Source organism: Acinetobacter sp. ANC 3781, assembly GCF_004331285.1.
GTDB lineage: Bacteria > Pseudomonadota > Gammaproteobacteria > Pseudomonadales > Moraxellaceae > Acinetobacter.
This window is the reverse complement of the sequence record NZ_SJOH01000018.1, coordinates 1-13,335: the sequence shown is the minus strand read 5'-3', so window position 1 is coordinate 13,335 and position 13,335 is coordinate 1. Positions and strand designations below refer to the sequence as shown.

General features: G+C 40.0%; 14 protein-coding genes. 5 read left to right on the top strand and 9 right to left on the bottom strand.

Annotation, left to right across the window (positions count from 1 at the left end):
* Window positions 1–131 precede the first annotated feature (131 nt).
* Window positions 132–425 carry a hypothetical protein gene (locus tag E0H89_RS13010; protein ID WP_131217716.1) on the top strand — a complete coding sequence of 98 codons (294 nt, stop codon included), beginning with the start codon at window positions 132–134 and terminating at the stop codon, window positions 423–425.
* A 20-nt stretch (window positions 426–445) separates the two neighbouring features.
* On the opposite strand, the gene E0H89_RS13005 is transcribed toward E0H89_RS13010, so the two are convergent.
* The 6 genes from E0H89_RS13005 to E0H89_RS12980 form a co-directional block, all read right to left on the bottom strand.
* Window positions 446–889 (bottom strand): AAA family ATPase, encoded by a 444-nt coding sequence (locus E0H89_RS13005; RefSeq protein WP_131217715.1) that lies wholly within the window; start codon window positions 887–889, stop codon window positions 446–448.
* A gap of 283 nt (window positions 890–1,172) precedes the next feature.
* A complete protein-coding gene (locus E0H89_RS13000; RefSeq protein ID WP_131217714.1) occupies window positions 1,173–1,805 on the bottom strand; it encodes a PM1805 family lipoprotein in 633 nt (210 codons plus the stop codon).
* A gap of 145 nt (window positions 1,806–1,950) precedes the next feature.
* Window positions 1,951–2,307 carry an RcnB family protein gene (locus E0H89_RS12995; RefSeq protein WP_131217713.1) on the bottom strand — a complete coding sequence of 119 codons (357 nt, stop codon included), beginning with the start codon at window positions 2,305–2,307 and terminating at the stop codon, window positions 1,951–1,953.
* A 209-nt stretch (window positions 2,308–2,516) separates the two neighbouring features.
* Window positions 2,517–3,062: a glutathione peroxidase gene (locus tag E0H89_RS12990; protein ID WP_131217712.1), complete on the bottom strand. Its 546-nt coding sequence runs from the start codon at window positions 3,060–3,062 to the stop codon at window positions 2,517–2,519.
* A gap of 156 nt (window positions 3,063–3,218) precedes the next feature.
* The gene (locus E0H89_RS12985) at window positions 3,219–3,770 is read right to left on the bottom strand and encodes a PM1805 family lipoprotein (protein ID WP_131217711.1); all 552 of its coding nucleotides are present in this window, start codon (window positions 3,768–3,770) and stop codon (window positions 3,219–3,221) included.
* A gap of 185 nt (window positions 3,771–3,955) precedes the next feature.
* Entirely contained in the window at window positions 3,956–4,735 is a 780-nt protein-coding gene (locus tag E0H89_RS12980) for a helix-turn-helix transcriptional regulator (RefSeq protein WP_250697875.1), read from the bottom strand.
* 158 nt (window positions 4,736–4,893) lie between these two features.
* Between E0H89_RS12980 and E0H89_RS12975 the strand changes: the two genes are divergently transcribed.
* On the top strand, window positions 4,894–5,835 hold the full coding sequence (locus tag E0H89_RS12975; protein WP_131217709.1) for a DMT family transporter: 942 nt from the start codon (window positions 4,894–4,896) through the stop codon (window positions 5,833–5,835).
* Between the two features lie 392 nt (window positions 5,836–6,227).
* On the opposite strand, the gene tsaC is transcribed toward E0H89_RS12975, so the two are convergent.
* The 3 genes from tsaC to E0H89_RS12960 form a co-directional block, all read right to left on the bottom strand.
* The gene (tsaC, locus tag E0H89_RS12970) at window positions 6,228–6,797 is read right to left on the bottom strand and encodes an L-threonylcarbamoyladenylate synthase type 1 TsaC (protein WP_131217708.1); all 570 of its coding nucleotides are present in this window, start codon (window positions 6,795–6,797) and stop codon (window positions 6,228–6,230) included.
* Between the two features lie 44 nt (window positions 6,798–6,841).
* On the bottom strand, window positions 6,842–7,987 hold the full coding sequence (gene dprA, locus E0H89_RS12965) for a DNA-processing protein DprA (RefSeq protein ID WP_131217707.1): 1,146 nt from the start codon (window positions 7,985–7,987) through the stop codon (window positions 6,842–6,844).
* A gap of 264 nt (window positions 7,988–8,251) precedes the next feature.
* The gene (locus E0H89_RS12960; protein ID WP_131217706.1) at window positions 8,252–9,412 is read right to left on the bottom strand and encodes a LysM peptidoglycan-binding domain-containing protein; all 1,161 of its coding nucleotides are present in this window, start codon (window positions 9,410–9,412) and stop codon (window positions 8,252–8,254) included.
* Window positions 9,413–9,531: 119 nt separating this feature from the next.
* On the opposite strand from E0H89_RS12960, the gene def reads away from it, so the two are divergent.
* From def to E0H89_RS12945, 3 genes are all read left to right on the top strand, one after another.
* Window positions 9,532–10,062 carry a peptide deformylase gene (gene def / locus E0H89_RS12955; protein WP_131217705.1) on the top strand — a complete coding sequence of 177 codons (531 nt, stop codon included), beginning with the start codon at window positions 9,532–9,534 and terminating at the stop codon, window positions 10,060–10,062.
* Window positions 10,063–10,153: 91 nt separating this feature from the next.
* A complete protein-coding gene (locus E0H89_RS12950; RefSeq protein WP_131217704.1) occupies window positions 10,154–10,582 on the top strand; it encodes a DUF2946 family protein in 429 nt (142 codons plus the stop codon).
* Between the two features lie 73 nt (window positions 10,583–10,655).
* Complete coding sequence (locus E0H89_RS12945; RefSeq protein ID WP_131217703.1) at window positions 10,656–12,719, top strand: TonB-dependent copper receptor; 2,064 nt, start codon at window positions 10,656–10,658, stop codon at window positions 12,717–12,719.
* Window positions 12,720–13,335: the final 616 nt, after the last annotated feature.

Genomic DNA, 13,335 nt, shown 5'->3' with positions numbered 1-13,335 from the left:
ACCACCCGAAAGGGTGGTTTTTTTATGCCCAATTAAAAGCATGAGTTTCTTAATTGATATATCTAAAGTTGCATATATTTTATTCATCCCCTGTATTAAGTTGAATTCATTCCATTCACAAATTTTATCTTATGAACCTCATTGAACATGAAGCCCACTTTTGGGAACTTTACCAAGACTTTGAACAGTATTATCTCGGCATTGCTGTAGATATGAGTTCAGTCGTATCTTGCTGGGACTTGGTTTTAACAGAGGATGAAATTCAAACTTATAAACAGCAGGGTCGAGCGGGTATTCAGGAGCTAGCAAAATCCATGGTTGCTGCAGCTTATAAAGGTGATTTTTCCATAATGGAAAGCCGTTTAGCCGAACCTGAAGCACAGCAAGCGATGCAAACTGCTTTTAAAGCATGGCGTGAACAGTAAAATCAATTGATCAGAAAAGATTAGCAGGACATAGGCAATACAGAAAACTCGCCATTACCGATGATTTTCACTACGTAAATTTCAGTAAAGCCTTCCTCTAAAGTTGGCATTCCCAGTTTTTTATAAGTCGCTCGAACCCCGACTTCAGGAATATTGGCTTTACCGATACGATAACTATTACGCACTAAAGTGTTTGTTAAATCGGTTTCAAAATAATAAGCAATCACTTCAAAGCCAGCAGCTTTAGCACGCTCAATATAACGTGCGCGATCTGCTTTTGTCGGGTTGGTATTATCAATGACACATTTGGCTTTACTGGCTAAACACGCTTCAAAAATTAAATTTTCACGGTGCCGGGTCTTCAGCATATCCAGATTAATCCGCAAATGGCTGTGATGCAAATTCAGTAAATAAAAAGAAGATTTACCCGAAGCCTGAACACCAGTAAAAATAATCAGTTGCATGAAAAAATCTGCGAACTAGAAAGAGAGACCTGATTAAATCATGCAATGAAGGATATGGCGAAATTTACCGTGAATGACAGGACTTAAATTATCTATTTTAGTTGTAGTTAGAATGCATAAAGATGATGAAATTTTTATAATAAGTCTAACTCTAAAAGAAGCACCAGAGATAATCGTTCATAGCACGGTGAAAGCAGATATCAGTGTAGAAAACTCTAGACAATATCAATGATCAATTTCGACCCACCCAGTTATGCTGAATGGGTCGAAACTGGTTGAAATATTAGCTTTCCTGGTTTTGTTCATTTGAGTCTTGTTCATTCTGATCTGATTCATCCTGACCTTGTGGAATGATCATACCAGCCAGTTTGATCATTTCCATTTGAATGCTGCCCATCTGTTTTTCAATTTTCTTGAAATCGACCTGACTTAAATCGACATCACCATTTAACAACGGGGTAGCTAAAACTTGCTGATTGGCTTGCATAATATTTTGACGAATCGAATCAATCTCCTGACTTTTCAGGTTCAAGCCAGTCAATGCCTGATTAAATCCAGTCAGTTCCTGTTGCAGATTTTTGGCAGTAGCTTGCAGCTGCTGTTGATCTTTATCATTAATTGCGGTTTGCAACTCACTTTGAGTTTGCTTCAGCTGTTCAACATAATCACCGGCTTTAAGCTGCATATCTGCAACGTCACGCACGATATAAAACATGTTTCCACTTTTCAGCTCAGCCTTAGAGGTTGCTGCCGATTCTGTAGCTGATTCTTTAGATGGCTGTTCAGATATTTCGCTTGATTGTGAAGTTTGGGTTTCTGTTGAATCAGGTGAGTTTGCTTGTTCACAACCAATCAATAACAGACCCGCACTAAACATCACAAAAGGAGAAACCACATTTTGGATGATTTTTTTCATAATCAATTCATATCTTTACTTTAATGGTTGTTAATATAAGGGCGAAATGTGGAGAAAAAACTGATTGTTGCAAAGCGATAACAAATTTATTTTTAAAGTATAAAAAGAGCACCGAAGCACTCTTTTTTGACTAAGATTGTTGAAATTAACTGCTAATAATTTTAATGATTTTATGATTCATGACATTGGTTAACACATAATCGCCATTCACTTTAATCCATTGCTGGTTTTTACCGGGTTTGCTCAATTTTTTAAATTTTTTGTGATCCACTTTATAGCTTTGACTATAGTATTGAGTTGGGACTTTTTGACCCACTCTCCAGTCATGTGACGGATTGACCGCTTTTTTATAGACAGTATGGTGATGTTGCTGAACAGGTGCTTTATGGTGATTTTGAACTTGATGAGATTGACCGTAATGATCTTGTGGGGCAGCCATTGCAGGTGCAGCAACTAAAGCAGTAGAAAATGATAAAACAATTGCTTTGACTAGAGTATTCATACTTCACCTTGTCTATATGGCGGTTGGTTGATAAGTTCATCCTATGCCTAAGTCATTGATAGATAGTGAACGTCGTGTTATTGAATAATTAAAATAAAGGATGAAATATGAAGTAGGGAAGATGGATTTTCATTACTTTAAATTATTGTTTTTATAATAAAAAAATAAGCACCTACACGGTATGTAGATGCTTACATTGTTGTTACAAATTATTTGGCAAGTTCGGCATTCACTGCATCAACAATACGGGCATCATCCGTTGTAATATCCGGTGCAAAACGTGCCACCACTTCACCTTGTTTATTCACTAGGAATTTTTCAAAGTTCCACAGCACTTCCGGTTTTGGATTCGGTGTTAAACCATAATCGACCAGATCTTTCCACCACGGCCCTTCACCAGTACGTTCTGGAATGGCTTGAGTCAAAGTTTGATAAAGCGGATGCTTATCTTCACCAGCAACCGAAATTTTAGAAAAAAGCGGGAAATCTACTTGATAATTGAGTGAACAGAATTCTTGAATTTCGTCGTCAGAACCTGGTTCTTGTGCCAGGAAGTTATTGGCCGGAAAACCTAAAATCTCAAGTCCTTGATCTTTTTTGTCCTTATATAGTTTTTCTAAACCTTCATATTGTGGCGTTAAACCACATTTAGAGGCAGTGTTTACAATGAGCAGAACTTTACCTTGATATTGGTTCAGTGTGGTTTCATTGCCTTGAATAGTTTTGACAGGAATGTCATAAACGGAATGGCCCATTCTATTGTCCTTAAATACTTGAGATAATCACTGTTTTGTTTTAACGGTTATTAACGCTATCGACAAGCATTTATTTTGATTTGTAGATTAATTTTATTTGGGATAAAAGAATTAAAAAACAGGTCAATAGACCTGTTTTTTAATATCAAGCTTAGATTAGGGTGCTGTTTTGGCTTTATTTTGCAAAGCTTGGGTTTCAGAAACCAGTTCTTTTTGCAATGCAGCAACACGGTTTTGAAGCTCGGTTATTTTTTTCTTGTCAGGGGTATTGGCAATACTTGCTTCAGAAAACTCTACACCCACATTATTGGATTCTTTAATTTTTTTACGTAATGCATCCACTTCTGAACTTTTCAGGTTTAAAGCATCAAGGTCTTGGTTAAAGCGTCCAATATAGGTTTTCATTTCTGCAACAATTGTATTTAAAGAAGCTTTATCGCCTTTTTGCGCGGCTTCATTGGCTTTATTTTGCAAAGCAGAAGCTTCTTGGGTTCGGCTGGTAGAGAGGGTTTCGATCTGGTTTAAATCGTTTTTAATATCTGCAGCATTGTTTGAGCTTAAGGCAACAGTTGCAGGCTGAGTACTAGCAGGAGTAGATACCGCTGAGCTACTCGTCGATGACGATGCAGGTGCTTCATTTGTTTTTTTATCACATGCTGTTAATGCCAAAGTGGCAAAACACAGTGAAGCTAATAATCGTTTTTTCATAATGCATCCTCACAGGTTTACATCACTAAACCTGATTCTATTCATTCAAATTTAAAAAATATGGCACATACTAGGCGGAGTCCAAAAAGTAAAGTCGCATATCTGACTGGCTGCTGACTATGGTGTTTTTGTTGGTAAGCTGCTGCAAATTGCAAAAAGAGTTACTTATTTAATAACATGAGAATTTAGATGTCACGCAATTGTGCAGGGGTTTGTTCGGTATAACGCTTAAAGAATTCAATAAAACTGGAACTGTGCTGATATCCCAATTCATAGGCCAGTTTTTTTACTGTTTTGCCTTGGCGAATCTGGGTGATCGCATATAAAATTTTGGCCCGATTGCGCCACTCAGATAAACTCAACTGTAATTCCTGCTGGCTTAAACGCAGTAAATGTCGTTCGCTGATGGATGAATCCCTAAGAAGTTGCTGCAAGCTTTTGTGAAATAGCTCTGGACTGGCCAATTGCTGTAATAGGGGCTGAAGCAAAACATGATTGGTTTGCGGTAAATAATGCTCATACGCAGGTGCAGTTTTCAGTTGATCAAATAATACCTGTAATAAATGCTGATAATGGGGCGTGGTTATGTTTTGCTGTTTTTGTCCCAGAATTTCATGCACCAGGTGACGCAGAAAAGGGCGAATACTTAAAGTTTTGGTGCAAGTAGAAAAATGCTCACACAGGTAAGGATGCACTCGAATACAGACATAGTGAGTAATTTGTTCATCCAGCGCGATCGAGGCATGCGCGGTTTTTGGTGGCAACCACAGACCATAATTGGGTGGTGACAGATACCTTTTTCCTTCTATTTCATATTCCAGAATACCGTTCAGACTAAAATTAAAATCACCCCATAAAGAACTGTGTGGCGCCACAATTTCATCTTTTTGATAAAAGAAATCATTCACTTCTATATACTGTTCAATATGCTTTAGCATATAAAAATCCTTGTGCTCATTTTTTATTGATCGATTGATGATGGAAATATTCTGAAGCTGATTTGAATAACCACAACCCGATCAATCAGTGTCTGTAGCTCAATACTGATGTCTGAAATTCGATATTCTAATTATTTCAGACTTCGGTAAAAATGAATATCGAATATTCAGGTACGGGAAAGGGTATGACACAGCAAAATAAAACAGTCTGGTGGGCACTGGCTTTGCCATTACTGGCAGTTTTAATCTGGTCTTTGAATATTACTGTGACCCGGTATGTCGCTGACTATATTTCCCCGGTCAGTATCAGTTTTTATCGCTGGTTAGTAGCCTTTGTGGTTTTAACGCCTTTTATGTTGGTTAAAGTCTGGCGTGAACGTCAATTGATTATGCAACATTGGAAACAGCTCGTAGTATTAAGTGCTTTTGGCATGGTGTTGTATCAAGGGCTGGGCTATACCGCTGCACATTATACGACTGCGACTAATATGGGCATTATCAATGCCTTTATTCCGGTGTTTACCATTTTTGTTTCCATGCTTATGTTGAAGGATATTCCCAACCGTTTTGCAGTGGTAGGCAGCATTTTATCTTTTATCGGCTTGTTGTATGTGATGGCACAGGGAAATCTGCTCAATCTGGTTCAGTCAGGTGGACATCTGGGCGATGCCATGATGGTGCTTGCTGTGTTTTTCTATGCCTTTTATGGAGTATTTCTTAAAAAGTGGCAACTCCAAATTCCATTGATGATTAGTTTGTATGTGCAGATCGCTTTTGCCTTGCTTTACCATTTACCCTTTGTTTTATATTTAGGACTGGATCCAGTTGATCAACACAATCTAGGCAGTGTGCTATATGCCGGAATTTTTCCCTCTTTGATTGCACCATTCGTCTGGATGCTGGCAGTACAAATGATTGGGCCGAACCGAACCAGTATTTTTATGAACTTAATGCCGGTCTGCACTGCAATTATTGCCTATGTGTGGTTAGCAGAAGCGTGGACGATTTATCACAGTATTGGGGGAGTCATCATTTTGCTGGGAATTTTATTGGCACAAAAGAAAGCAATTCCAGTCAAGACAGCAGAAAAACTGAATGCTGAAGTTAAAATGTGGTTTAAAAAATAAGCAAACGAATCTATTTTATTTATTTATTCTTCATCGAGTTTGGCTATGAATCATGGTTTCTCAGTGTACAGAAAACAGTGATTTGAAGAAAACATAATTAAAAAATAGTGAGATAATTTAACTTATTGAGAAAATATGATGAATGTTTCATAGTTTTTAAGTGTTTTATAAGATAAATAAGATATTTGTATTACAAAACAATTTATTAGATAATATATATATCGTGAATGTTTAAGTTATTTTTAACAATATTTAGACTTTTGCAACCAAATTTACCGACCCTCTGGATGTGATTTATGCACATCCTTTTTATGCTCAGCCGTCCCTATATGGCTGAGCTTTTTTTTGCCTAAAAATCAGCATTTATTATCAAATCATGAAATGACCCCCGCTTAAGCGCGGATCACTTCACCTGTTTCGGCATCAATGATGCGGCTCGGTTCTTGGCTAAGCCCTAAATCACCATTCAAGTAATCGATTTGCATTGAGAAATATTGGTTGGCTTCTTGCAGTGAGCGGGCAGGTTGGCCACCGGCAGGATTGGCACTGGTCGATACAATAAAACCATCAAATGCATTGCATAGCGCTACGCATAAAGGGTGGGTGGTTACACGGACGGCCACTTTAGAATGATTACCTCTAATCCAGTTGGGAATATGGTTGCCAGCAGGCAGTAACCAGGTGGTTGCTCGTTCACCGGGAGAGCGATGACTCCATGAATCAAGCACTTTTTGACGCATTTCTGCGGTGAGGGATTCTAAGAGATGCTCAACTTGTGCGATCTGAGCCGCCAGTAAAATCACCCCTTTTTCCATCGGACGCTGTTTTAAACGTAAAATTTCCAAAAAAGCCTGTTGGTTAAAAGGATCACAGCCTAAGCCCCAAACTGCCTCTGTAGGATATGCTAAAACATGTCCTTGTTTTAAACATTCAGCAGCTTCGGCAACAGAGGTGGTAATCATTGGATTTTATTCCTTCAAATATATTCAAAGGCTTATTGTGAACCTTATTTGCTTGGACGACAACGTAGATACAAACCCGCCTGCTGCATACATAAGCCCAGCAATTCCAATTCCATCAGTTGGCTGGTCAGTGTGCCGATATCTAATGGCTGTTTAACAATAATCTCATCTATATTTTGCCCCACCCAATCCAGCTGGTTATACAGTGACGTTAAGTGAGGCGGTAATTCGGTTGGTGCTTCAAGGCTATGTGAATTTTTTGTTTGTTCGCTGTGCTGTTGAGTATGCCATTGGGTAGGGAGGGCCAAGTCTTCAATCACCTGTTCAGGATGCTCGACCAAAATAGCACCTTCCCGAATCAGTTGATGACAGCCTTGATGATGCTCACTATAAATATGTCCTGGAATGGCAAACACCAATTTGCCTTGTTCAGCAGCAAGTTTGGCCGTAATCAGTGAACCACTCTTTAACGTGGCTTCAGCAACAATTACGCCCAGACTTAAAGCGCTGACAATTCGATTACGCCGTGGGAAATGGTGTTGTAAAGGCGGTGTTCCCGGTAAAAATTCAGTCATCACCGTACCCGAATGAGCAACAATTTGTTGTCGCAGCTGCTGATGCTGGGTCGGATAGGTTTGATCTAAGCCGGTGCCCATTACGGCAATAGTTCGACTATGACGTAAAGCCCCTTGATGTGCGGCTTCATCAATCCCTTGCGCCAAACCACTACCAATATAAAAGCCCTTTTCACTGAGATAAAAAGCAAAATCATAAGCCACTTGGCGTCCATGACTGCTGGGTTTACGACTACCGACAATGGCAACTTGCGGTTGCAACAAGGCTTGAGCATCTCCTTGACCAAACAGAATAGGCGGTTTATCTGCATAGGGTAACAGTTGAGTCGGGTAGTCGGGATGGTCGAGCGTAAGGATAAAATCGCTATTTTTTTGAATCAGGGCAATACAATGCTGAAATTGCAACTGTGCTTCGGCAAGGTGAAAATCTCGCAGGCGTTGAATATGATTTTTGTGAATGCCAAGCTTTTGCCACGTTTCAATTTGATCAGGCAGGGTTGCCTCGGCCAGATGGGTATAGTGTGCATTAATTTTATAAAAGCTGGTCAGCGAGTGTTGCACCAGAAACCACAAGCGAATGTAATCCAGCTGTACGGAGCTTAATGAATTGAGCATAACGAGACCTTTAAATATGTCTTCTTTTTATTGTTTAAAATAGGGTCTGTTGCCAGTTCATAAATGGTTTGCAGTGCAAGACGCAGCTGGGGACTAGAGTATTTTTCAATGCTACGTTGTTGTGAACTACGCACTTCGAATGACTAAATTGTGTCGTTCACGCCTCGTATCCTTTAAAAAATACTCGTCGTCGCAAACATAGACGAATTGTCAACAGACCCTAGAAATGAGGCCAAATTGCAGCCTCATTTCTAGATGTAAGGATTAGTCATCCATCAGGGGTGGCTGAATGTCAGCACCGACTTTAATCGGTAATTCGCTATCAAGCACATAAGCATAGCTTAAGTTTTCAAAGCTTTTGAATACCATGATGTTGCCAATACGTTGACCGGGTAATTGAACACGTTCTTTAGTTTTCGGATCGGTAACCACTTCACCTTTTTGGTTCACTGTAAGCACATGTCCGACTTGGACGCCTTGCAAGCTACCACGGTCAATGGTCACTACGCTGTGTTTTGCAGCTGTTCCGATGGAACCCATTACGCGAACCACTTGGCCACCGGCAATCACATCTTCTGCATTGGTCGGATAGAACAGGGTAGGAAGCATTGCATCAAATTCAGGCAGAACACGGTCACCACGACGAACTTCAGAATTATACGTATCTGTCAGTTCAAGGGTGGTAATGTCGTTTTCACCGCTTATAGCCACACCAGAGGCAACTTGAATTAACTCAAGACCAGCATTGTACTTTTTACCCTTGGCGTCGCTAAACATATACGGTTCGCCTTCACGATAAACTGCATAGCGTTGACCAACTTCCAAGCCATTTCCGCGTGCATAAACGGTTTGACCTTTGGCAGCAAGAACACGTTGATCCGCAGTACCTAAAATGTATGGGGTACCTGTAATAGATTCAGGCGCCACAATGGTGCTACGTTCTAACCAGTGTTTAATGTATTCCAGTGGAATGACAGGAATGGCGTTGTTTAAAGATTCAACCCGAACTTGAGGTTGAAGTTTTGTACCCGTACCACCCGTATAACGACGGATAATCCCTTCACAGCCATCACCTTCATCTTTACCGATGATTGGTTTGCCGTTATAGGTACACATGAGCAGACGGTCGCCCGGGAAAATCCAGTGCGGATTTTTCACATGTTTGTTGCTTGCCCAAATTTCAGGCCAACGTACCGGATTCTTTAAGAATCTTTTAGAAATATCCCATAAAGTATCACCTTTTTTCACCACATAAACTTGTGGTGCTCCGGCTTTTAAGGCCGGTGGGTTGATATTACGGGCCGGGGCTGCTTCAGCAAGGCTTACCATCCCGATTCCAACACTTACACATACGGCAAGTGCCAATAATTGTTTTTTAAACCCCAAGGCACTAAAATTTGGTGTGCCTTTCAAAACCTTTTTCATTATCATAATTCCTAAAATTATGTATGTAGTTGCGTTATAATAACGATATTACACACATTTTTTTGATGAAGCATTCCTTCATTTTGTTTTTTGATCAATGGCATAAGTGAGGACACCGTATGGCCTTATTACCTGTTTTAAGTTTCCCGGATCCCCGTCTTCGTACCATTGCTAAACCAGTCGAAGAAGTCACTGATGAAATTCGTCAGCTTGCAGCAGATATGTTTGAAACCATGTATGAAGCGCCTGGTATTGGTTTGGCTGCAACACAGGTCGATCATCATATTCAGCTGATTGTTATGGATTTATCTGAACATAAAGATCAACCCATGGTATTTATTAACCCCAAAGTCACCCCATTAACTGAAGAAACTCAGCCCTATGAAGAAGGCTGTTTATCAGTGCCTCAAATATACGATAAAGTTGAGCGTCCGTCACGTGTAAAAATCGAGGCAATTAACCTTGAAGGTCAGTCATTTGAGCTAGAAGCAGACGAACTTCTCGCTGTTTGTATTCAACATGAAATGGATCACTTAAATGGTAAGTTATTTGTCGACTATTTATCGCCATTAAAACGTCAACGTGCACGTGAAAAAGTCGAAAAAACTATTCGTCAACGCCAGAAAGAGAAAGTTACGGTAAAACGTTAAGCCCAAATTGGCAGGTAAAATGAACATTTACAAAGTCCAATTCCGATTGGGTTTTGCTATACTTAAGTTAGACAAATTTTAGGGTCTGCTGGTGCTTTTGCGTAGTGGTCTGCTGCTATCGTGTATAGCGGTATTTTTACAGATTGCTGTTTTTTTACAGCCTTTGCTTCCGAAGCAATATCAGATTGCTCCGGTCTGTGAAACCATTACGCGTGCATTATTACTCAGCGCTACTCCTATTCATCAAACTTCAACTTCTGAACACTCCCATCATCAAGTAACTCAAGACACTCAACGGCATGATTCGCATGCCGGGCATGATCATGATGCCAGTCATAAGTGTCAGTACTGTACCGTCTACGGTAATTTGGTTTTACCCCCTGACTTAGACGTCAAAGAAGTTTTAGACCGTATTCAAATTCGCTTAATTGCATTCCAAAAGACGTTTAGTCATGTCTGGTTTGTTTTACAGCGACTCTTTCTGCTGCCCCAAGGGCGAGCCCCGCCACTATTTGCATAAATCAACCATTTGAAATTTCTGGGTCTTGGATGACTCCAGCCTAGTTGTATTTATGTATTAGTGAGATTTAAAAATGGCTCAGCCTAAATTTTATTTACAGCCTCTTGCGGCTGCAATTTGTGTGGCTTGTTATTCAGCTTCGGTATTTGCCGAGCAACAAAATACCATCGTTCAAACTTTAGCACCGATTGTGGCAACAGCTCATTCCGGCAATGATGCCAATGGACTCATTGTGCGTGCAGATCCTAAACAGCCGATTCAGCCAATTCCAGCCAGTGATGGTGCTGATTATCTGCAAAGCATTATGGGATTTAGTTCGATCAAAAATGGCGGTACCAATGGCGATGTGACTTTCCGTGGCATGTTTGGTTCGCGGATTAAAATTTTAGCCGATGGCACAGAAAATCTGGGTGCCTGCCCAAACCGTATGGATGCGCCGACATCATATATTTTACCTGAAAGTTATGACCGTATTTCGGTGATTAAAGGACCGCAAACGGTGCAATATGCCAATACCGGTTCGGCTGCGACCGTCATCTTTGAACGCGAAGCCGAAAAATTGAGTCAAGATAAGCCTTACCGAGGTCAAGCCAGTGTGCTGATGGGTTCATACGGTCGTCTTGATCATAATGTCGAAGCGGCAGTCGGGGATGAGAAAAAATATATTCGCTTAAATGCCAATCGCTCAGTTTCAGATAGTTATAAAGATGGGGAGGGCAACACGGTTCCTTCGGATTGGCAACGCTGGAATGCTGATGTGGCGTTAGGTTGGACGCCTGATGAAAATACTTGGATCGAACTTACTGGCGGGAAAGCAGATGGCGAAGCGGTCTATGCAGGTCGTGAAATGGATGGTTCTCAATTTGCACGTGAAAGCCTTGGGCTTCGTGTAGAAAAGAAAAATGTCACCGATGTGATCAAGAAAATTGAAGCGCAGGTGAACTATAGTTTTAACGATCATGTCATGGATAATTTTAGCTTACGTGAATTCAAACCAAGTGGGATGATGAGTATGCCAATGGCTTCAAACGTCGCACGAGAAACCTTAAATGCGCGTCTGGCTGTGACGCATGAATGGGACAAGCTGCAATTTATTAGCGGTTTGGATAGTCAAAATAATGAACATTCCAAGCGCAGCGGCAGCTTAATGACCCCCTATCAAGATCAAGCGCGTAGTAAAGATATGAAATTCCGCTCTTATGGCGCTTTTGGCGAACTTAGTTATGAGTTGAGTGAGCAAAATAAATGGGTCGGTGGTGCTCGTTTAGATCAAGTCAATGTAAAGGACCTGCGTACGGAATCTCTCATCAGTGGCTATAACCGCGAATTGGATAAAACTCTACCCAGTGCATTTATTCGTTTTGAAAACCAACATCCGGAACATGATGCCAAAACCTATATTGGTGTAGGTTATGTCGAGCGTATGCCGGATTATTGGGAGTTATTTAGTACAGCTCATGGAAATGCCGGTACAGTGAATGCCTTTAATGGAATCGATACCGAAAAAACCTTACAGCTGGATTTGGGCTATCAACATGAGCATGGCGCCCTGAATTCTTGGGTTTCTGCTTATGCAGGTTTAATCAATGATTATGTGTTGATGAGTTATCACGTGCATAGCATGCCTGGAATGATGAACCATGGTAAAACAGCGGGTGCTAAAAATGTCGATGCCACGATTGCCGGAGCTGAAGCAGGGATTGGTTACCAATTTACCGATCATCTACAGGCCGATGTCAGTGCTATGTATGCATGGGGTAAAAACACTACCGATGATAAACCTTTACCGCAAATCTCTCCTTTAGAAGGGCGTGTCAATCTGCGCTATGTGCAAGATCAATATACTTTAGGTGCATTATGGCGTGTAGTGGATAGTCAAAATCGTATCAGTAAAGATCAAGGCAATATTGTGGGGTATGATCTAGCTGAAAGCAGTGGTTTTGGAACCTTGTCACTGAATGGCACCTACCATGTTCGTGAGGGAGTAGATCTTTCTGTAGGCATTGATAACGTATTGGATAAAACTTATAGCGAGCACTTAAATAAAGCCGGTAGTGCAGGCTTTGGTTTTGCAGCGGATGAGCAATTCAATAATATTGGTCGTAATTATTGGGCGCGTGTGAGTATGAAGTTCTAATCATTTCGTATTTATAAAAGTAAATGAAGTCAAAAAAGCCATTGTTGTAAAACAATGGCTTTTTACTATTTGGAGGTAAGCAAAGAAACTTTAGGAAAGGCTGTTATAAAATCTGAACAGTAAGTAATTGAGCTTTACAGCATATTTTGTATGTTTGAACAGCATCTTGGTGAATAAGAAAACAAAAATAGAATTAATACTGAACGATCATCTTGAGATTGAAAATAATTTTCAAACTAAAATATATATAAAACAGTATCTTAATAGTAATTTGGCTAGATTTTAAATAGGGGTCTAAATAAAATAGAAAAATAATTAAAATAAATTATTATTAAATAACAATAACTTATTTTTTTATTGGTTTGAAAAATAAACACACGATAAAAAATGTTTTTTAGAAGTGTTGCAACCCCTCTGAAATGCTGTAGAATGCACATCCATCGGCGGTGATGTTGATTAAAACTTGTTGAGAAACAAGGATTTAGCCTAAAGGGTTTAAATCTGGAAGTCTTGAAGAAGTTGAAAATTAATCAATAAAACCTGTTGACTTTCTTTAGATAGAGAGTAATATAGCCGACCTAGCTTGCTGCTGATGAAGTTGCAAGACACTCATTAA